This is a genomic window from Dyadobacter sp. 32 (genome assembly GCF_902506755.1).
Taxonomy (GTDB): Bacteria; Bacteroidota; Bacteroidia; order Cytophagales; family Spirosomataceae; genus Dyadobacter.
This window is the reverse complement of the sequence record NZ_LR735258.1, coordinates 681,312-699,913: the sequence shown is the minus strand read 5'-3', so window position 1 is coordinate 699,913 and position 18,602 is coordinate 681,312. Positions and strand designations below refer to the sequence as shown.

Sequence of the window (18,602 nt, the reverse complement as noted above, 5' to 3'; positions counted from 1 at the left end):
CGCATTAAAAATGTAATGGTTCGTAAAAAAAACTAAAATCCCGGAAGGCGCTTCATGGTAGCAAGCAAGCTATTTCGGTCTCCCAAAAAATTCGGGACACGACTTTTTCAGCAGCTACATCTATACTCCCAACACTGCAAAATTTCAATATTGTAAAATTAATTTTTACTTCGAAACAATATTAGGACCTATATTTCGGGAAAGCAACTTTCACATTAATTTTATCTTCCCGGAGGCAGGCAGACAGGAGCCATGGCCAATAAATACAATAGGCAAAAAAACCTTGCTCTGCCTCCTTATGAAATAAATTTAACTGAAGCAGTTTACCTAGATCATCTTTTGAGAAATCCGATCAGCTGTGGACTTTAACTTATTGACTAATAAAACCTTATCAACACTCATATACCTATACTCGGGCAGGTAGATACTAAGACTCGCAACCACTTTGGTGTTCTTTTCGACCCCCACAGCTAACCCAATCACCTGACGACCAGGTAAAACCTGAATGGCATACCCCTCTTTACGGATTTGCGATACGGCCGACTGAAGCATTTCCCTGGTGGAGGCTTCGGCCCATACTTCCTGATTCGGCAAGCCGTATTTATTTACAAACCTATCAATTTCCAGGTCAGTAAGCATGGCAAGCAGGAGCCGACCCGAGGCCGCGTCATAAATCCGTTTCTCATCAGACGTCCTTACCTGCAGTTCCTGCTCAGCCATGACCCGATGTATGACCACTCTGTTTTCTCCGTTAAGAACCGCCAGAAGACTATTTTCATTGATATCATGGGTCAATATCTCCATTTCCGGACGAGCCGCTTCAATGAAATCCTTCCGATACGCGTCATTGCCCGACAAGGCGAACGACTTGCTGCCCAGCACATAACCCTTCTTTGCACCCACCTGATCCAGGTATTTTCTGGACACAAGCGTTTTCATGATGTTGGCGCAGGTACCATGGTTCAGGCCAAGCGTATCGGCAATATCTCCAAGCGACCGCGGTTTATCGGGATGCTGGGCAATTATCTCCAAAATGTCCAGCGCTCTGTTTATAACCTGTATCATTGTTGCATTTATTTTATATTGTAAAAATAAATGTAGGAAATAAGATACTAATTATCCGCATCAACCCGGATACTTCGTGTATGATTTCGGCGATCAGCCAGTGTATGAACCGGTTGCCATTTACAGTTGCGGAAGTGTGACCATAAAGCTTGCCCCCTTCCCTGGCTTTGAGTCAACCTCGAGACTTCCGTTGAGACTATCTATCAGATGTTTGACCAGTGCCAGTCCAAAGCCGTATCCCGACTCGCCCCCTGTTCCGTCTGTTGTTCCTGAAGTCCCGTCCAGAATCGCTTTTATACCCGCTTCTGACATACCTATTCCGCTATCACTGACAGATATTATCAAAGTTTTGTTCTGATTCACGATATCCAGATTCAAATTCACGATGACCGTCCCGTCGGCGGGCGTGAATTTCATGGCATTGGAAATCAGGTTACCAGCGATTTGCAGCAGTTTGTTTCGGGAGAAAGGCACACTTTCTGTTTCAAAAGTGGTGTTGATCTGCAAATGAATGTTTTTGTTTCTGGCCTGCGGCTGGTAGAGCTTAGTCAGTTTATCTTTGAATACGGCCAGGTTGAAACTGGCAACCCCCGCATTGCCAGGAGCCGGTTTTTGCTCCGGCTTGTGCGCGCTTAATATCTCTTCTGCCAGTTCCAGTACGGAGTTGCCTCCTTTGTGTATCAGGTTTATAAATTCCAAAACTTCCTCCATCTGATTTTCCATTCCCTGGTCGCGAATGATGGAAGCCAGCCCAATGATTCCGCCAAGCGGGCCACGAATGTCGTGAGCAACCTTCTTATGTGTATTATTCGCTTCGAGTAGCTTTGCTTTCAAGCTTTCAATTGCCTTAAAAGACCTCAGGCGAGCCACGATCTCATCGGCTATGATTTTCAACAATTCAATTTTTTCCGGATCCAGAACCTTTTTCTGACGATCCATGATGCACAGTGCGCCGATATTCTGTTTGTTGCTTAGTTGCAAAGGCAAACCAAAATAATAACGCAAATTGGGATCACCCGACACGTACCATTTGGCTTGGAAGCGACTATCCAGTGACAGGTCATCGACTTCAAAAGGCTCTGCTGTCATGATGGTATACTGGCAAACGCTATCTTCACGGTCCATCTGATCAATGTCCAACCCATGATTTGAAATGGTCCATTGTGTGAAAGAATCGATCAGATTCACCATCGAAATACTGGTTCCAGCCACTTTGGCGGCGAGCTTGGCCAGATGGCCGAAATGCTGCTGCTGATCGGAATAATCCAGGTCAAGGCCCGAAAGGCTTAGGAGACGTTCCATTTCATTGTCTGGAACAGGCGGATTTTCAATAATTGAATGTTCTTTAACGTTGAGATTCATAAACAGTAAAAAATAAAATCGATCTTCTGTTGCAATATAGCCCTGCCCGGCTGAACTCACAAAATCAAGACATGAATTTTAGTCCTAAAAAATTAGTACTTCTTCATGAGCATGTACCATAACCAATGGCTGTAAGCCGAATCCTTAGGCAGGTAAGCGCCGCTTCATTAGAAATGATCATCGGTTTGGCAAGTCATGGTCTTTTTTGGGATTGGCTTCCCCTTCGGTTTGTCCCGTCACCGCCAATCCACTTCAAAAGAATAATTCTCAAAGCGATTGAGCAGGTTTAGTGCATAAACTTTTCGATGTCCTTCAACTCTCCGAAAAGAACCAGAACCTCGTTTTCCCGCATGACGGTGTCGGGTGTTGCGATACCTGAGGCTCGTTTGAAAATTCGCGCCAGTCCATTCTCTGATTCCTTCGAGAGCGTTAGAATGGTGAGTACGATGACGTTGTATCTATTGGTAAGGTCTGCCTCCAGCAATGTCTTGTTGATAAATCTCGCGGGAACTTTGGTTTCGATAATGCTGTATTTCTCCGAAATTTTGAACGAATCCACAATGCCCGAATTATCTAGCCGCATGGCTAATCGCTCCGCAGACTCCTCCTCAGGTAAAATGTACTCCTCGATCTGCATGGCTTCCAGCACGGTCTTCTGAAGATCAGACACCACCCGTCCTATGATTTTTTTAACGCCCAACTGCTTCAGCAGTGCTGTGGTGAGCAGGGAAGATGCCTCGTCCTCCCCGATGGCCACGATCACGGAGTCTGCATCCTTAAGTGGCAACGAACTTACAGCACTCCGGTCGGTGCAATCCATGCATACCGTATGTGTAATTTTTTCTTTGAGTTGCTCCACCTTCTGCATGTTATTGTCCACGCCAATGGTCTCATGTCCCAATTCAGTGAGGCGGATAGCCAGGGATTTTCCAAAATTCCCCAACCCGAATATGATATATTTCATGTGATAATCTAAAGATTGACTTGTTCTTCCGGTAACTGATAATTTTTGGGTTTTGCCTTTCTGACCAGTGCAATTAGGATGGTCAGAGACCCGACGCGCCCTACAAACATGGTGAGAATGATAATCATCTTCCCCCCCTCACTTAGTTCCGGTGTTATTCCAAGGCTAAGTCCGGTGGTGCTGAATGCCGAAAAGCTTTCAAAAGCAAGCGAAAGCAGGTTTTTCTCTGAGTCTGTCACCGATAGCATGAAGATGGACATGCCCAAAAAAATCAAAGATAAGGATATAATGGCCAGCGCTCTTGAAATTGAATCGTTTGATACTCTTCGACCAAAAATTTCAATCCACTCCTTTCCTCTAGCCAGTTTTAGGATGTTCAGTGAGGCCAGGGCAAACGTTGTAACTTTCACACCTCCGGAAGTCGAGCCGGGAGCCCCTCCGATCCACATCAAAAGAAAAGTGATCATGATTGTTGGAAAAGCCAGCTCTCTCATGTCTACAATGTTAAAACCTGCTGTACGCGGGCTGGTTCCTATAAATAAGGCCGTGACCAACTTTCCGAAAATCGTATTATGTTCGCGAAGTGTGTGGTCATATTCTAAAACCAATACAGAGAGAAACCCAAAGGAAATCAATATGAGTGTGGTATATCCAATAATTCTTGAATTGAAAGTGATGACACGTGTCCGGTATTTGAACGGGCGATCAAAAAACAGTTTCTGATAAGTGTTGACCGCCCACCTTTTAACAAACTCGTAAATGTTAAAAATGATCCCAAAACCAAGCCCACCCATCACGTACAGCAGGATGACCCACAACTGAAAAGGGTAATTAAACTTAAGAAACGGAGTGTTGAGGCCGTCCGACATTGTAGAGAAACCGGCATTGCAAAATGAGGTTATGGCATGAAAGATGGTAAAGTAAATATGTTCTCCGCTGTCTGCAAAGCTATGCTTGTCCAGGCTCAGATAAATGAATACACCACCAACGATCTCAAAAAAGAAAGTAACCAACACAATTTTATACAGGGTCGAAATAACGGATCCAACCTTATTTTCTCCAATCAGTTCAGTGAACATCAGCTGATTCTTGTAAGAAAACCCTCCGGAAAAAAAATAGCCAAAGAATCCGGTGAAGGTCATAATTCCTAAGCCGCCGATCTGAACCAACAGGAGCAAAACAACCTGACCAAATCGGGTAAGGTCTGTGGAAATATCTATCACGGATAATCCGGTGATGCACACGCTGCTGGTGGCAAGAAACAGCGCATCTACAAAGCTAAGCTGACTATTCGCTGACTTCGGCAAGAGCAGTAATGCAGTACCCGCAAGGATGAGCAACAAAAAGCTCAGCACAAACAAAAGGGACGGATTGAAATAAAACTGATCAAAGAAGAGCGTTTTCTTAGAAATTTCGACCACAAATACGGCGAAGATGCCAAGATACATCCATTCCGGCTTTACGATCTGGGTTCCGTCGGCACCTGAGAAGTAATAGTTGTCTGCAATAGCTACGCTCAAAAAATAGAGCAAAACCAAAGCTTCGCTGATTCGGGGGATTTTGGACGACTTACTAAAAAACGCTGTCGCGGTCTTGATAAATAAGGACCCGGCAAAAAACAAAAAACAAAATTCAAGCAGCCGGTTGGCAAATTGCTCGATGAGGATATTACTGTTGTAACCTATCTGAAAAACAATGCCCAAAGAACACAGCAGACTTACACTCAGGTTGGTGTAATCCAAAAACCGGCGAAATTGTCTTATTTTTTCGTCCATCTGACACGCTTGTAATCGTGCAAACATATCATTTTTTAGTTAAGAGTTAAGATTTATAAATGAAATCACCTTACCTGATCAAACCAGAGAATACATGTCCTCTCTGAGTGTTTCCGATTACACCATACAGATTCACCTCTCGGTAATTTTTAGCTTTTTTTAAGTTTTAACAGTAGATTTCAAATTCAATAAGGCTCAAAAGCTTTTTTTGGCTAGTTTTACCATTATGGCAAAACTTATTAATCTCAACAGCTTCAGAAGGTTTTTTCAATCCAGTTCCACGGGTGGCATCATCCTCATTCTATGCGTCCTCATATCGCTCGTCATAGCAAACAGTGGCGCAGGACCTGGCTTCGAGGACTTTCTGGCTACCGAGCTGGGATCCGATTTTGGTCAGATCCACCTTCGTTATCCTTTGATATTGTGGATTAATGATGGTTTGATGGCCATTTTCTTTCTTTTGGTAGGACTTGAGATTAAGAGGGAATTGGTGGAAGGTGAGCTGTCGTCATTCAAGAAAGCATCACTTCCGATCATTGCAGCCCTGGGCGGAGTCATGGTCCCGGCGGGTATCTATTTCTCGCTCAATATGGGTTCCGAAACCGCAGGTGGCTGGGGAATTCCAATGGCAACAGATATTGCCTTCGCCATTGCCATCATATCCATGCTGGGAAAAAGGGCTCCGTCTTCTCTGAAAATATTTCTTTCGGCCCTGGCCATCGTAGACGATTTGATCGCCATCCTGGTCATCGCGATCTTCTATTCCACGGATCTGCATTACCTATACCTGCTCTATGCAGGTGGTATCTTCCTGTTTTTGTTGATATTAAACAAACTGGGCGTGAAAAACCTGGCAGCCTACCTCATTCCGGGATTATTCATCTGGTATTTTATTCATCATTCGGGCGTCCATGCCACCATTGCCGGTGTGCTTACCGCCTTTGCTATCCCCACCACCCCCGACGATACCGAATCCCCACTGGAAAGGCTGGAACACATCCTGGTGAACCCCGTCAATTTCGTTATTATGCCCATTTTTGCTCTGGCAAATACCAATATTCAGTTTGAAGCAGGCATGATTGAAGGGCTGGCAACGGTCCTTGCCCTGGGTATTATACTGGGGCTCGTGATTGGCAAGCCGGTAGGTATTACTCTTTTCTCATGGATAGCTGTCAAAACCGGAATCGGCAAGATGCCTAAACATGCGAGCTGGAAACACATTATCGGTGTGGGGATGCTGGGCGGAATTGGTTTCACCATGTCCATTTTCATAGCGCTGTTATCTTTCTCAGGCAAACACCTTATTCTGTCAGAAGCCAAGTTTTCCATTCTTACGGCGTCGGTGTTGTCGGGCCTCCTGGGTTATTTATGGCTTTACCGGCTTGAAAAAAAAACCAGACGACAATAAGTCTATCCAATTATTGATATATTCGGCTGTAATTAATCCTAAGCAGATCTGATCGTATGCGTATCTCCGACGTGCTTGAAAAGTTCGATATTTCATCGGAACGGGAAGACTATGCCACCATCCACGACATCGTGGAGAGCGGGATCGTTTTTAAAGGTACCAATTTATGGATCCTTATTTTCGCAATCCTGATTGCTTCAGTTGGACTCAACGTCAATTCTACTGCCGTAATAATTGGCGCCATGCTGATATCTCCCCTCATGGGCCCAATCCTGGGAATGGGATATAGCATTGCCACATACGATTTCCCGCTATTGAAGAAAGCATTTGTCAACTATCTGTTTGCAGTGGTAGCGGGCTTACTCACTTCCGCGGCCTATTTCTACATCACGCCAATATACCAGGCGCACTCAGAACTGCTGGCACGCACACAACCCACCATCTACGATGTGATTATTGCGCTCGTGGGCGGCCTGGCAGGCATTGTAGCCATCTCAAGTAAGCTGAAAGGTAATGTCATTCCCGGTGTTGCCATTGCCACAGCGCTTATGCCACCGCTTTGTACGGCCGGGTATGGCCTGGCCACTGCCAACTGGCCCTTCTTTTTCGGCGCTTTATATCTGCTTACTATCAACACCGTTTTTATTGGCAGTGCTACCCTATTCACGGTTAGGCTTCTACGTTATCCCATCCGCTTTCTGGCGAACGAATCGCAGAAAAATATGGCTAACCGGTGGGTGACTTTCATCGTGCTACTCACAACAGTCCCTAGTATTTATTACGGTTATGTGCTTGTTCAAAAAGAGAACTTTACCCAAAATGCCAATAACTTTATCCAAAACGAGAGCTTTATTGAAGGTGACTACTTATTAAAAACGGAGCTGGACGCTAACCGGAAACAAATAAGGCTTATCTATGGAGGAAAAACGATCAGTGAGGAAGAAAAAACAAGGCTAAGTCAAAGAAAAAATATTTATGGGTTAGCGGGTGTTTCCATCATTGTCCAGCAGGGGTTTTCAGTGAGTGAGATCAACAAGGAACTCAGCCTCTCTGATCGCTACCAGGCTGAGATCAACAGACTAAAATCCGAACTAAGCCATAACATTCAACAACAGGATAGTGTTATCAAAGCACAAAAACTGGGTGGCCAGCTTTATAAGGAAATCAAGCCGCTATTTCCTGAAATTGATTATTGCTCAGCCAGCAAGCAAAGTTTTTTTGTCACTTCCGGAGCAACCCGCAATTACACGGTCGTGGTGTTGGGTTCAAACCAACCGGTACGTACCAACCGCGACCTCGCCAGAATAACGCAGTGGCTTAAAGTTCGAATGAAAAGTGATTCCCTGAAAATTTACATCGAAAAAACAGCTATCTAAACTACACCAGGAAGGTAAAGACAAAGTAAATTTACCTAAAATGCATGTGCAAGAACCCGGGCGGTGACGAATCCCACCAACCTCAAAAAAGAAAATGAAATTTGAGAAACATTTTCCGTCAGACAGACTTAAACACTACATCAAATATTTTGTGGTGTCGGAGAGTGAATGGGAACGGGAATATAAAGTTTTTCCTTCCTCAGGATTGGTTATAGGTTTCCAGTATAAAGGGCAACTGCTCACTGTTCAAGACCAAACCTAAAGCCGCCTTCATATGGCGGGAATTACAGGAATTACGGACGGCTACAAAATTTTCAAAAACACCGCCGACATCGGTACCATTCTCGTTTACTTCACTGAAACCGGTTTCATCAATTTTGCCTCACATCCTGCCAATGAACTATTCAACCTTAGCCTTTCCCTTGATGACATTTTTGATCGTAAGCGTGTAAGCGAAGTAGAGGAAAAACTGGTTATCGCAACGACCGACCAACAGCGAATCAAAGTTGTTGAGCAGTTTTTATTATCGCAACTCACGGATATTGAGACAGATAAACTGATTGTGGAAGCGGTGAAACTTATTTACCAGAACAAAGGCACGATCCGTATAAAAGAACTTAATGAAAAACTCTTCATCAGCCCAAGTCCCTTTGAAAAGAGATTTAGAAAGGTCGTAGGAACCACGGCAAAAAAATTCGCTTCAATTGTTCGCTTTAATACCGTTCTTGATAGTCTGAACCACACCAAATCCTTAACGGAAATCTGCTTTGAAAACAACTTCTTTGATCAGGCGCATTTCATAAAGGACTTTAAACAGTTCACAGGCGACACACCCGAAAATTTCAAACGTTTCCTGTAGAAAAACGTTTTTTTACAATAATAGGGACCAATGCCACCCCACCTTTGTATCGTATCCCGGATACAAAATTTGCTCGGGCGCATGAGCATTCAGGTGAATTATTAACCCTATTAACAAAAGAAAATGTTTACAACAGAACAAATCCAGTCAGCTCACAGCAAGGTGAAATCGGGTGCCGACTTCCCTTCCTACGTACAAGAAATCAAGGCATTGGGTGTGACCCACTATGAAGCTTATGTCACAGATGGGCATATCCTCTACCATGGTGCCAACAGCTTTATGGCAAAAGTACCTGCTAAATACGCCCCATTGCCCATCGCCGACACCTCAAAAGCAGAAGAATTCAAAGCTGAGCTCGTTGCCCACCAACAGGGTAAAACGGACTTCCTTACTTTTATTAAAGTGTGTGCATCCTTTGGCATCGAAAAATGGGCCATCTGTATGGACAAGATGACCTGTACGTACTACGATAAAGCAGACAATGAGATACTGGTAGAGCAGATACCGCACTAAGGGCGATATCAACGTGGCTTGGCATATTTGGGCAGGCGGCAGTACAATGGGGAATTGTACTTGCGCCTGCTTTGCTGCACCCCGGCATTATTCCGGAATTGGCATTAAGTTGCTATCTTCATGTTTGCATTGCACGCTGAGTTTATAGGGCACTGAACAGATAGGACTCCCGTACAAAAACCATCCTATTGGCTGTGGCGCCCGTTCCATTTCCTGTTCAGCGGGCGACCTGCATGGGACAAAACAAATATCACAATTCACCAGGCCTTGATGAATAAAACCGAAAGCAATGTAAATCGAAATGGTGCGACACCTTTTGTGCAAACGTATTTTCACGGCACAAAGGCCGACTTAAAAGTAGGCGAGCTGATTGTAGCCGGCTTCACCTCCAATTACGGACAAAACAAAAATGCAAAATACATTTTCTTGTCTGCAACCCTGGACGCTGCCATTTGGGGCGCTGAACTGGCCGCTGGAGAAGGGCGGGAAAGAATTTACCTGGTAGAACCCACAGGGCAAATTGAGAATGACCCAGACCTGACCGACAAAAAATTCCCGGGCAATCCAACAAAATCGTACCGGTCGACACAACCTTTTAAAGTGGTAGGCGAAGTGTCGGTCTGGCAGGGTCACCCTGCCGGACAGGTGCAAGCGATGAAGGATGGTTTAGCCAGGCTTAGAGAACAAGGTATCCATTCGTTGAATGACCAGTAGTACTTGCTGGGAGTTTTACGCGGAAAAAAGTTTTGTCCAGCAGATTGGAGGGGATTTAAACAAGTTGATTGAAAGAAATATTATAATGGCTGAAACAAACCGTACCATTAACCCAAATACTGTTATGACAACAACCAAAGAACACGATGAGCGAATGGCAAAGATGACTTTCTCCTCGGTGTATCCACATTATGTAACCAAAGTCGAAAGGAAAAACCGAACGGTAAATGAATTACATCAAGTCATTGAGTGGCTGACCGGCTACGACGAGAACAAACTCAAAGAACTGATTAATGAAAAAGTAACCTTTGAGAAATTCTTTCAGGAAGCCAAATTACATCCCAATGCTGGTCTCATCACCGGTGTAATCTGTGGATACCGGATAGAAAACATCGAAAACCCATTGACCCAGCAGGTGAGATATCTGGACAAGCTTGTGGATGAGCTGGCGAACGGACGTAAGATGGAGAAGATTTTACGAAAGCCGAAAACTGCCAACTCGTGAACCTGTGTTGAACAAAATCAAAAGAAAATAACCATCTTCTGTCGCCGAAACTGGCTACCGAAACCATCAACGACCAATAACAACGTCAATCAGGACGACTGCTTTTAACTGTATACGAGGTATGGAAAATGAAAATCTGCTGAAACAAATCGCGTTTATTAAAGAAATTGATAAGCTAAAATATATCCAACGTAAAACCAGGCTATTCAACAGTGACCGGCATGAAAACGATGCCGAACATAGCTGGCATTTAGCCATGATGACCATTGTACTGGCCGGGCATGCCAACAAAGCAATAGACGTTCTGAAAGTAGTAAAAATGGTGCTTATTCATGACATTGTGGAGATTGACGCCGGCGACACTTTTATTTACGATACTGCAAAAAACCATTCGAATACCGAAGAAGAGCTCATCGCGGCAAAGCGTATATTCGGACTTTTACCGGCAGAACAAGGAGCCGAATTCATTGCAATCTGGGAAGAATTCGAAGCCGGAACCACAGACGAGGCAAAATTCGCAAAATCCATGGACCGCCTCGAACCACTGTTGCAAAACACCTCAAACCAGGGAGGCACCTGGGCCGAATTCAATGTCGGGTATCAACAGGTCTACGAAAAGAAAAAGGCAATCAAAAACGGATCGGCAATTATATGGAATTACGCTGAGAGTTTGATCAATGACAGCGTAGAACAAGGAATTTTAAAAAAATCGACTGAAATTGAGTAAAGACAAGGGATTTACCCTGTCCGTTTCAGGTGTCAACCGGGGTAAAATAAAAGATTTGGCCCAATACCTTTGCCAGAAACATAGCGTTTCCAAAATCCAATTCCAAACACCTGTTTCCACCTGGAAAAAATCGAAATTAATTTGCGTAGTTAAATAACCTCACCAAGTGTATAACTGAAAATATGAACTCCCGGGCTGATTTTTATTTTGACAAAAATGCGCAATGGCATGACGAACTCGCACAATTGCGTACAATCGTTTTGGATTGTGGGTTGACCGAAGACCTGAAATGGGGCTCCCCTTGTTACACGTTTCAAAATAATAATATCGTTTTGATCCATGTGTTCAAACAATACTGTGCCTTATTATTTTTCAAGGGCTCGCTTTTAAATAATACGAGCGGATTATTGATTCAGCAGACTAAAAATGTACAGGCCGCGCGGCAGATCCGATTTACAAATCTTCAGCAAATAAGTGCGCAGGAGCCAACCATAAAGGCGCACATTTATGAAGCGATCGAGGTAGAAAAAGCTGGTTTAGAAGTGGTGCTTAAAAAGACTGAGCAGTTTCCGGTTTCCGAAGAATTCCGAAACAAACTTGACGCACTGCCATCCCTGAAAACCGCCTTTTATGCCCTGACTCCGGGGCGTCAGCGGGGCTATCTCCTTCATTTTTCCCAACCCAAACAGTCGAAAACACGGGAAGCCAGGGTAGAAAGAAGTATTCCGAATATTTTAATTGAAAAGGGTTTAGAGGATTAGGCATCAAGTATGGATAATGTAGCTAATGACGCAGAAAACAGGGTGCTAGCCACCTGCCGAATTGTAAAAGCACCAATCGACCTTGTGTGGGCTGTATGGACACAGCCCGGACACATTGTAAACTGGTGGGGCCCCAACGGGTTTACCAATACAATCCATAAAATGGACTTGCAAAAAGGTGGAGAATGGAACCTTACCATGCATGGACCCGATGGGAAAAACTATCCGAACCGGAGTGTTTTTATTGAAATTATCCCTTTCGAAAAAATCATTTTTGAGCACTTCAATCCACATTTCATTACCACAGTATGCTTTGAACCAAAAGGTAATGTAACCCGCATTGACTGGTCACTGCTTTTTGACTCGCCCGAAATGTTTGATATCGTAGTGAGAGCCCATAAAGCGGACGAGGGCCAGAAACAAAATTTGGACAAGCTCGAAAAATACCTGTCGTCACGCGCCAGCTAGGCGGCTTACATTCGCGGGCTGAGAAAGAACCTGCAGACCAGTTCATGCGTAATGCCCAGTGTAATCATGACCCACTGATTTGTAATCATAAATTGGAAACAAAATGAGTAAAAAAGAATTATCCCCAGCGCAAAGTCAGGAACTACTTGGTATACTGAAAGCCCGTTTTGAAAAAAACATGAACAGGCATAAAGATCTGGAATGGGCCAAAATCCAGGAAAGACTGGAAAGCAATTCCGAAAAACTGTGGACACTGGATGAAATGGAAGTCACTGGTGGCGAACCCGACGTTATTGGTTTTGATCCCCATACGGGTGAATATATTTTTTATGATTGCGCTGCGGAAAGTCCAAAAGAGCGCAGGAGCTTGTGCTATGACCGGAAGGCGCTGGATGCAAGAAAAGCAAATAAACCCGACAATAGTGCCATGGATGCGGCCGCTGAAATGGGCATTGAAATGTTAACCGAAGCCCAATATCATGACCTTCAAAAGCTTGGAAACTTTGATACGAAAACGTCGAGCTGGCTCGTCACACCACCGGACATCAGAAAACTGGGTGGTGCCATTTTTGGCGACTACCGATATGGGAAAGTGTTTATTTATCACAATGGTGCCGATTCCTATTACGCTGCCAGAGGTTTCCGCGGATCGTTGCGCGTATAAAAAGACATCGCACAAATAAAAAAAACGCGTCCTGCATTCCTACCATCCATTAACACCTTTCTGTATATTGCAAAGCGCAGGAGCATTGCGTAAGGTTGGACATTTTTACAGAGGCCCGTCAACAGAGGGCTGAAAACCCAATCCTGCAAATACCTATTCCAACACACATTTCGAATTTAACAATGAAGAAAGTCGCCGTTTTTTGCGGATCAAGTTTCGGTCATGATGAAAGTTTTAGCGTTCAGGCAACTTTGCTTGGACAAACATTGGCAAGCCGGAATATCGAGCTTGTTTACGGCGGAGCAAAGGTGGGATTAATGGGTGCAGTTGCTGATGGTGTCCTGAGTGCAGGTGGGAAAGTGACCGGAGTCCTCCCCCACTTTCTCCGGTTAAAAGAAATCGCACACACCGAACTCACAGAGCTGATCCTGGTTGAAAGTATGCATGAGCGTAAAACCAAAATGAATGAACTCTGTGATGGTGTCATTGCCCTTGCTGGCGGATTTGGCACATTGGAGGAGCTTTTCGAAATGCTTACGTGGGCGCAACTCGGGCTACACAAGAAACCCATTGGTATTTTGAATACGGACGGTTTCTACGATCCTCTGATTACTATGATTCAAACCATGGTAGACAAAGGATTTCTCAAAGCCACAAATCAGGAAATGCTTCTGGTCGGCACCAGTGTTGACGATATACTGGATAAAATGACAAACTATATTGCCCCCACTGTAGGTAAATGGATAAATAATAAAACCGTGTAATACGCACTAGCACGATTTTTATACCAGCGAATACTTTTAATGGCCGAAAAATAACCTTCCACCGTTAGATATTAAAATTTGCAACTGTTGGAATGGTATTTGCTGAGGAAAAATGTACTTATCGCATACCCTTACCATTTTATAAGATTACAATACGAATTTTAAAATGTATTTTACCCTCACAATTGATGCCTGCACCGATGTGACCATTGCCAAGAAAACGTCTGGAACATAGCTTTACTCAACAACAGGAAATGGAACTTTTCGATCAAATTCTTTGGCTAATCGTGCTTGCCATTCCGATTGCCTGTATTGCCTGGACCGTCACACACGAAGAGATTTTCAAAGAACCAAGGAAGTATTGTGCCAATCGAAGTGTGTCAGGTAAAAGTTTGTTAACAAGAAAATTTTTCTACGTTTTCACCTGTGAATATTGTTTTAGCCATTATATCACCATCCTGATCCTGATTTTAACGGACTATAAGTTGCTTTTAGGCGACTGGAGAGGTTATATTGTATCTGGATTTTCGCTCGTATGGATGGCCAATATTTACATGAGCCTTTTCGGTCTGATCCGACAAAGTATAAAAAAAGAAATAGTTGAGATTGACACACTGGTCAGGAAATCGGGCAACATAGATAACTGACCATAATAAAATTTTCATAAATGAATTAATAGGATGAAAATGCATTCCGCCAACTACCAAAACACCTTTATCGTCATAGCCGACGACTCCCCAGCCACCTGTGGAGAAATACCACCCGTGAAGGCAGATAAAATCTCCGTCGCAAATATCCAGTTTGAAATGATCAGCAAAAACCCATACAAGTTCACATCCGATGATGTACTTTTTCAGGTTTACGCAGAGCGAAAAGATCTGACCGAGAGTGAGCTGGAAGAAGCCAGAAAAGAGTTTTTCTCAAAAGGCCAGGCTTGTCTGCGTGCTTCCCCGTTGACAAAAAGATATGGCTGGGGCGTTCATCACGACAGTGAAGGAAAAATTGCATTGGTGGGCTACGACAGTGAAGCCTATAGAAAATTCTCTGAGGACAAGTCACTAAAAGTGGTGAAAGCAATGAAATCGAGCCGGTAGCCGGGATAATTTTCAATTACTCTGACAATAATTACTTCTGAATGTGATTAACCTATTGATACATGGCCAAACCAGGATCATTTGACGAATACATTACCGGATTTCCTAAAGAAGCGCAGCAAGCACTTAAGGAGATCAGGTCGATTGTGCGTAAAGAAATACCCGAAGCCGAAGAAGTGATCAGTTATGACATGCCCACTTTCAAATTCAAAAATAGCTACCTGGTACATTACGCCGCTTTCAAAAAACACATCGGACTTTATCCTGCCCCGACCGGTAACCCCGAGTTTGCCGAAGCACTAGCCGGATACAAGACAGGCAAAGGATCTGTTCAGTTGCCACTGGACAAGCCCATGCCTGTGGAACTGATCGTGCGCATCTTAAAATTCAACGAAAAAAGAATTGTCAATAGGGAAAATTCGAAGTAAGACACCTCCAACCTGCACGAATTTATTATCTACGGTGGCGATTGCCACATACCTTCGTTATCGAAGAAAAGATATGGCCATAGGGTAATGATACGGACGATTGAGCATTACTCTAACTGTATTGACTATAATGACCGCGCTGGTGAATAAAGCAATCAATATGGGTAGAAACGCCAACGGCAGAACCGGAATCAAAAACACAAGCATGGTAAGCTGGAAATTAATCACATCCATGCCGTGCCGCCGAATACCCCGAATACGATCCTTTTCGAAAAACCAGATCATTAAGGTTGGTAAAAGTAAAAATCCGCCCAAATGAAGAAGAATCAGCAGCGAACGATTTTCTTTCTCAGCCTGAGCTGCATCAGGATTGAGGTCGAGTAATAAATGTGGATCAATTTCCAGGAACGCTGCCAGCGTATTGAGTGTGTAAGTTCTGGCACTCACCTCTCCATTCTCTATCCGCTGGATCGTTCTCACATTTATGTTGGTCCTTTCGGCAAGGTCCTGCTGAGTCATTCCTTTTTTAATTCTTGCTTCTCTGATCCTTTGTCCTTTCTCCATGGTCTGGGTTGTTATTTCCATCGCAATTTATACCATCTGTTGTTGATTTTTAACTAATTACACCCGGCATTTGCACGTCATTCCAGTTTCCCAACCCCTTTTAAAAGACATCAGGCTTAGGATTGAAAATTTATCATGCGGTCTCAACTTCTGGTAGACGATGCAAAACATAGCTCCTGGCATCATTTTTTGCGTATAGTCTGCTTTATGAATTCAACAATACCTCATGACCATTATTTCAACTGCAAGGCGGCACCCCATCCACTTTTACTGCCGGTTTGCCTTATCTGTTTTTCTCCTGGTGCTGAATAGTCATGCGTTTGCGCAGACAGACTCCATGCGTTTAAAAGGACAAGTAATCCCTGACACGTTACTGTTCCGCATTGAAAAGGTACAGGCGGCCATTGTCCAAATCAACACCGCCAATAAAAAAGGTTACCAACTGAGTAAACTGAGAAGTGAATTAGCGAAGACCCAGTCGAGCATATCACAGATCAAACGGGCTCTGAATGTGAAGAATCCACTTCCTGAAACAAAGGATCTGAGCAACTACCGGCTCATGCTGGCGGACATTCAGAGACACACGGCGGGTTGGCGAAAAACCCTCTCTGCCTACAACGCCAGTCTTCAGAGCATGTCCGAACAAATCATCCAATATTCTGGCGACTCTCTGTTGAAAACAGTAGACAATGACAGCACACAAAGAACTCTCTACGCAACGCAGATTAATGACCTGAAGCTGAGATTACAGCAAACGGGCGAAACAACCGTAGCTCACCTGGATACGGTAAGCAGACTGCTAGCCGATGCATCCGCTTTGTACTTCAGCTCAACTGATCTACAAAATACCGTCAGCGACTACCTCCGGGATTCGGACAAAAATCTGCTGGGCCAGGAAACCAGGCTCCTGTGGGAAGCACCACTGCGAGACAAGTCCCAAAATGTAACCAAGATGATCCGTGCATCCTACGCAGGGCAAGATAAAATCTTGCGTTACTTTTTCAATACTACCTGGGACAACCGTCTATTGCTACTATTGCTGGTGATCGGATTCTTTACATGGGTTTATATCAACTTCAGACTAGTTAGAAAAAGAAAAATTGCAGATGTAGTTGGCCCGCTCGATTTCAAGGTGATATCCCGTGTTCCGGTACTTGCGTCCCTTTTCGTATTTTTCAACCTTACACCCCTTTTTGAACCGCATTCGCCTTCAATCTACATCGAACTCAACCAGTTCTTTCTCTTAGTGACGCTATCCATTCTGTTTGGAAAAGGTCTTCCGAAAAGCCAGGTGAGATGGTGGATTGTGTTGTTATGCTTATATGTACTGACCGTTGTGTTCAACGTCATTGTGAATGAAAGCCTTATCCTGCGACTGGCTCTGGTAGCTTTAAGCATGGCTTCCTTTTACTTAGGATACCGGCTCTTCCGTCGCACCACAGCATCAGGCCTTGAGGATGTTTACATTAAACCCGTACTGCTCATACACATGGTGCTTGCGGGTTTGTCCGTTTTTCTGAACATTTTTGGCCGGCTGAGCCTTGCCAAATCTTTCAATTTGACCGGAATTAGTGGTGTTATTCAGATCATTAGTCTGGCTGTGCTCATCCGTGTTTTGACCGAAGCGCTGGAATTGCATATTAAGGTTAGCGCTTGCTCCGAAGGGTTATTTTCCAGGATTAATATTAAACGCAGCAATGCCTCCGCACGTAAGGGCTTGTTATTTCTGTGTGCCTGGCTTTGGATTTTGGTCTTTATGATCAACCTCAATATCCTCGACTCCGTGATGGCTTTTGTACATCAGATACTTTCCAGAGAGCGCACTTTTGGTAGCATCAGTTTCACCTTTGGTAACCTTCTCTTTTTTATAATCATCGTTTTCCTGTCGAATCAACTTCAGAAGAATATTGGCATTTTCTTTGGTGAGGACGATGTGGAGTTTATGGGTGACAAAGTCCAGAAAGGCTCCAAGCTGGCATTGATAAGATTGGTCATTATTGTCATTGGTGTTTTGTTCGCTGTGTCGGCCTCGGGTGTTCCGCTCACCCGCATTACCGTATTGCTTGGAGCACTTGGCGTTGGGATCGGGTTGGGACTTCAAAACATCATCAATAATTTCGTTTCCGGCATCATACTGATATTTGAAAAGCCCTTCCACATTGGCGACTACATTGAGCTGGCCGACAAAAAGGGAAGAGTCCTGGAAATAGGGATCCGTTCCAGTAAAATGCTTACCCAGCAGGGATCGCGCGTAATTATTCCCAATGGCGATCTGCTTTCGGGCAGGCTAGTGAATTATACACAACATGATTCTCATCTGAAAACAGAACTCCTGTTCAAAGTGAATATAGACGCTGACACCGATCTGATAAAAAAGCTGGTCGACGACACCTTAGGGAAGAGTGAAGGTGTGGTCAAAAAGGCACCCAGGCAGATTCTGACGAATGCGATAACCGGCGATTCGATGGAATTCAAAATCCTGGTGTGGCTGAATGACGTCTATGTTGAGCCTGTGTTCAAAAGTTTTTTTCTGGAAACGATTCATCAGAAGTTCAAGGCTAGTGGCATTAAACTCATGTAAAGCCACAGAA

At 44.1% G+C, this 18,602-nt stretch carries 21 protein-coding genes; 16 read left to right on the top strand and 5 right to left on the bottom strand.

Annotation, left to right across the window (positions count from 1 at the left end; translation table 11 throughout):
- Nucleotides 1–327: 327 nt before the first annotated feature.
- The 4 genes from DYADSP32_RS02720 to DYADSP32_RS02705 all read right to left on the bottom strand — a co-directional run bounded on the left by DYADSP32_RS02720 (nucleotide 328) and on the right by DYADSP32_RS02705 (nucleotide 5,193).
- The gene (locus tag DYADSP32_RS02720) at nucleotides 328–1,065 is read right to left on the bottom strand and encodes an IclR family transcriptional regulator C-terminal domain-containing protein (RefSeq protein WP_149244150.1); all 738 of its coding nucleotides are present in this window, start codon (nucleotides 1,063–1,065) and stop codon (nucleotides 328–330) included.
- A gap of 120 nt (nucleotides 1,066–1,185) precedes the next feature.
- On the bottom strand, nucleotides 1,186–2,427 hold the full coding sequence (locus tag DYADSP32_RS02715; protein WP_149244151.1) for a GAF domain-containing sensor histidine kinase: 1,242 nt from the start codon (nucleotides 2,425–2,427) through the stop codon (nucleotides 1,186–1,188).
- 286 nt (nucleotides 2,428–2,713) lie between these two features.
- Nucleotides 2,714–3,391 (bottom strand): potassium channel family protein, encoded by a 678-nt coding sequence (locus tag DYADSP32_RS02710; protein WP_149244152.1) that lies wholly within the window; start codon nucleotides 3,389–3,391, stop codon nucleotides 2,714–2,716.
- 8 nt (nucleotides 3,392–3,399) lie between these two features.
- Nucleotides 3,400–5,193, bottom strand: a complete 1,794-nt coding sequence (locus tag DYADSP32_RS02705; RefSeq protein WP_149244153.1) for a potassium transporter TrkG — start codon at nucleotides 5,191–5,193, stop codon at nucleotides 3,400–3,402.
- Nucleotides 5,194–5,392: 199 nt separating this feature from the next.
- Here DYADSP32_RS02705 and nhaA point away from each other — a divergent pair, with 199 nt between their 5' ends.
- The 15 genes from nhaA (at nucleotide 5,393) to DYADSP32_RS02630 (ending at nucleotide 15,447) form a co-directional block, all read left to right on the top strand.
- Nucleotides 5,393–6,574, top strand: a complete 1,182-nt coding sequence (nhaA, locus tag DYADSP32_RS02700) for a Na+/H+ antiporter NhaA (RefSeq protein ID WP_149244154.1) — start codon at nucleotides 5,393–5,395, stop codon at nucleotides 6,572–6,574.
- Nucleotides 6,575–6,630: 56 nt separating this feature from the next.
- Nucleotides 6,631–7,950: a DUF389 domain-containing protein gene (locus DYADSP32_RS02695; protein WP_149244155.1), complete on the top strand. Its 1,320-nt coding sequence runs from the start codon at nucleotides 6,631–6,633 to the stop codon at nucleotides 7,948–7,950.
- Nucleotides 7,951–8,044: 94 nt separating this feature from the next.
- On the top strand, nucleotides 8,045–8,212 hold the full coding sequence (locus tag DYADSP32_RS02690; RefSeq protein WP_414617463.1) for a hypothetical protein: 168 nt from the start codon (nucleotides 8,045–8,047) through the stop codon (nucleotides 8,210–8,212).
- 12 nt (nucleotides 8,213–8,224) lie between these two features.
- The gene (locus DYADSP32_RS02685; RefSeq protein WP_414617462.1) at nucleotides 8,225–8,809 is read left to right on the top strand and encodes a helix-turn-helix domain-containing protein; all 585 of its coding nucleotides are present in this window, start codon (nucleotides 8,225–8,227) and stop codon (nucleotides 8,807–8,809) included.
- Between the two features lie 123 nt (nucleotides 8,810–8,932).
- Entirely contained in the window at nucleotides 8,933–9,322 is a 390-nt protein-coding gene (locus tag DYADSP32_RS02680) for a DUF1398 domain-containing protein (RefSeq protein ID WP_149244156.1), read from the top strand.
- A gap of 270 nt (nucleotides 9,323–9,592) precedes the next feature.
- The gene (arr, locus tag DYADSP32_RS02675; protein WP_149244157.1) at nucleotides 9,593–10,036 is read left to right on the top strand and encodes an NAD(+)--rifampin ADP-ribosyltransferase; all 444 of its coding nucleotides are present in this window, start codon (nucleotides 9,593–9,595) and stop codon (nucleotides 10,034–10,036) included.
- 124 nt (nucleotides 10,037–10,160) lie between these two features.
- Nucleotides 10,161–10,541 carry a DUF2200 domain-containing protein gene (locus tag DYADSP32_RS02670; RefSeq protein ID WP_149244158.1) on the top strand — a complete coding sequence of 127 codons (381 nt, stop codon included), beginning with the start codon at nucleotides 10,161–10,163 and terminating at the stop codon, nucleotides 10,539–10,541.
- 121 nt (nucleotides 10,542–10,662) lie between these two features.
- Nucleotides 10,663–11,268 (top strand): HD domain-containing protein, encoded by a 606-nt coding sequence (locus DYADSP32_RS02665; RefSeq protein ID WP_149244159.1) that lies wholly within the window; start codon nucleotides 10,663–10,665, stop codon nucleotides 11,266–11,268.
- 182 nt (nucleotides 11,269–11,450) lie between these two features.
- On the top strand, nucleotides 11,451–12,029 hold the full coding sequence (locus DYADSP32_RS02660) for a DUF1801 domain-containing protein (protein ID WP_149244160.1): 579 nt from the start codon (nucleotides 11,451–11,453) through the stop codon (nucleotides 12,027–12,029).
- 9 nt (nucleotides 12,030–12,038) lie between these two features.
- Nucleotides 12,039–12,497 (top strand): SRPBCC family protein, encoded by a 459-nt coding sequence (locus DYADSP32_RS02655; protein WP_149244161.1) that lies wholly within the window; start codon nucleotides 12,039–12,041, stop codon nucleotides 12,495–12,497.
- Between the two features lie 103 nt (nucleotides 12,498–12,600).
- Nucleotides 12,601–13,161 (top strand): DUF4256 domain-containing protein, encoded by a 561-nt coding sequence (locus DYADSP32_RS02650; protein ID WP_149244162.1) that lies wholly within the window; start codon nucleotides 12,601–12,603, stop codon nucleotides 13,159–13,161.
- A gap of 182 nt (nucleotides 13,162–13,343) precedes the next feature.
- The gene (locus DYADSP32_RS02645) at nucleotides 13,344–13,925 is read left to right on the top strand and encodes a TIGR00730 family Rossman fold protein (RefSeq protein ID WP_149244163.1); all 582 of its coding nucleotides are present in this window, start codon (nucleotides 13,344–13,346) and stop codon (nucleotides 13,923–13,925) included.
- A 254-nt stretch (nucleotides 13,926–14,179) separates the two neighbouring features.
- Complete coding sequence (locus tag DYADSP32_RS02640; RefSeq protein WP_149244164.1) at nucleotides 14,180–14,572, top strand: hypothetical protein; 393 nt, start codon at nucleotides 14,180–14,182, stop codon at nucleotides 14,570–14,572.
- Between the two features lie 33 nt (nucleotides 14,573–14,605).
- Entirely contained in the window at nucleotides 14,606–15,019 is a 414-nt protein-coding gene (locus tag DYADSP32_RS02635; protein ID WP_149244165.1) for a DUF6157 family protein, read from the top strand.
- A 62-nt stretch (nucleotides 15,020–15,081) separates the two neighbouring features.
- Entirely contained in the window at nucleotides 15,082–15,447 is a 366-nt protein-coding gene (locus tag DYADSP32_RS02630) for a DUF1801 domain-containing protein (RefSeq protein ID WP_149244166.1), read from the top strand.
- Between the two features lie 57 nt (nucleotides 15,448–15,504).
- Here the strand turns inward: DYADSP32_RS02630 and DYADSP32_RS02625 are convergent, their stop codons facing one another.
- Nucleotides 15,505–16,032 carry a helix-turn-helix domain-containing protein gene (locus DYADSP32_RS02625; protein WP_149244167.1) on the bottom strand — a complete coding sequence of 176 codons (528 nt, stop codon included), beginning with the start codon at nucleotides 16,030–16,032 and terminating at the stop codon, nucleotides 15,505–15,507.
- Between the two features lie 205 nt (nucleotides 16,033–16,237).
- Here DYADSP32_RS02625 and DYADSP32_RS02620 point away from each other — a divergent pair, with 205 nt between their 5' ends.
- Nucleotides 16,238–18,592 (top strand): mechanosensitive ion channel domain-containing protein, encoded by a 2,355-nt coding sequence (locus DYADSP32_RS02620; protein WP_149244168.1) that lies wholly within the window; start codon nucleotides 16,238–16,240, stop codon nucleotides 18,590–18,592.
- Nucleotides 18,593–18,602 lie beyond the last annotated feature (10 nt).

Bases quoted from the DNA above. Each gene is read 5' to 3' on its own strand.
- DYADSP32_RS02655 (WP_149244161.1), top strand. From the start codon at position 12,039: ATGGATAATGTAGCTAATGACGCAGAAAACAGGGTGCTAGCCACCTGC.
- DYADSP32_RS02640 (WP_149244164.1), top strand. From the start codon at position 14,180: ATGGAACTTTTCGATCAAATTCTTTGGCTAATCGTGCTTGCCATTCCG.
- DYADSP32_RS02660 (WP_149244160.1), top strand. From the start codon at position 11,451: ATGAACTCCCGGGCTGATTTTTATTTTGACAAAAATGCGCAATGGCAT.
- DYADSP32_RS02720 (WP_149244150.1), bottom strand. From the start codon at position 1,065: ATGATACAGGTTATAAACAGAGCGCTGGACATTTTGGAGATAATTGCC.
- DYADSP32_RS02685 (WP_414617462.1), top strand. From the start codon at position 8,225: ATGGCGGGAATTACAGGAATTACGGACGGCTACAAAATTTTCAAAAAC.
- DYADSP32_RS02670 (WP_149244158.1), top strand. From the start codon at position 10,161: ATGACAACAACCAAAGAACACGATGAGCGAATGGCAAAGATGACTTTC.
- DYADSP32_RS02650 (WP_149244162.1), top strand. From the start codon at position 12,601: ATGAGTAAAAAAGAATTATCCCCAGCGCAAAGTCAGGAACTACTTGGT.
- DYADSP32_RS02630 (WP_149244166.1), top strand. From the start codon at position 15,082: ATGGCCAAACCAGGATCATTTGACGAATACATTACCGGATTTCCTAAA.
- arr (WP_149244157.1), top strand. From the start codon at position 9,593: ATGAATAAAACCGAAAGCAATGTAAATCGAAATGGTGCGACACCTTTT.
- DYADSP32_RS02690 (WP_414617463.1), top strand. From the start codon at position 8,045: ATGAAATTTGAGAAACATTTTCCGTCAGACAGACTTAAACACTACATC.
- DYADSP32_RS02710 (WP_149244152.1), bottom strand. From the start codon at position 3,391: ATGAAATATATCATATTCGGGTTGGGGAATTTTGGAAAATCCCTGGCT.
- DYADSP32_RS02705 (WP_149244153.1), bottom strand. From the start codon at position 5,193: ATGTTTGCACGATTACAAGCGTGTCAGATGGACGAAAAAATAAGACAA.
- DYADSP32_RS02625 (WP_149244167.1), bottom strand. From the start codon at position 16,032: ATGGAAATAACAACCCAGACCATGGAGAAAGGACAAAGGATCAGAGAA.
- DYADSP32_RS02620 (WP_149244168.1), top strand. From the start codon at position 16,238: ATGACCATTATTTCAACTGCAAGGCGGCACCCCATCCACTTTTACTGC.
- DYADSP32_RS02695 (WP_149244155.1), top strand. From the start codon at position 6,631: ATGCGTATCTCCGACGTGCTTGAAAAGTTCGATATTTCATCGGAACGG.
- DYADSP32_RS02680 (WP_149244156.1), top strand. From the start codon at position 8,933: ATGTTTACAACAGAACAAATCCAGTCAGCTCACAGCAAGGTGAAATCG.
- nhaA (WP_149244154.1), top strand. From the start codon at position 5,393: ATGGCAAAACTTATTAATCTCAACAGCTTCAGAAGGTTTTTTCAATCC.
- DYADSP32_RS02635 (WP_149244165.1), top strand. From the start codon at position 14,606: ATGAAAATGCATTCCGCCAACTACCAAAACACCTTTATCGTCATAGCC.
- DYADSP32_RS02645 (WP_149244163.1), top strand. From the start codon at position 13,344: ATGAAGAAAGTCGCCGTTTTTTGCGGATCAAGTTTCGGTCATGATGAA.
- DYADSP32_RS02715 (WP_149244151.1), bottom strand. From the start codon at position 2,427: ATGAATCTCAACGTTAAAGAACATTCAATTATTGAAAATCCGCCTGTT.
- DYADSP32_RS02665 (WP_149244159.1), top strand. From the start codon at position 10,663: ATGGAAAATGAAAATCTGCTGAAACAAATCGCGTTTATTAAAGAAATT.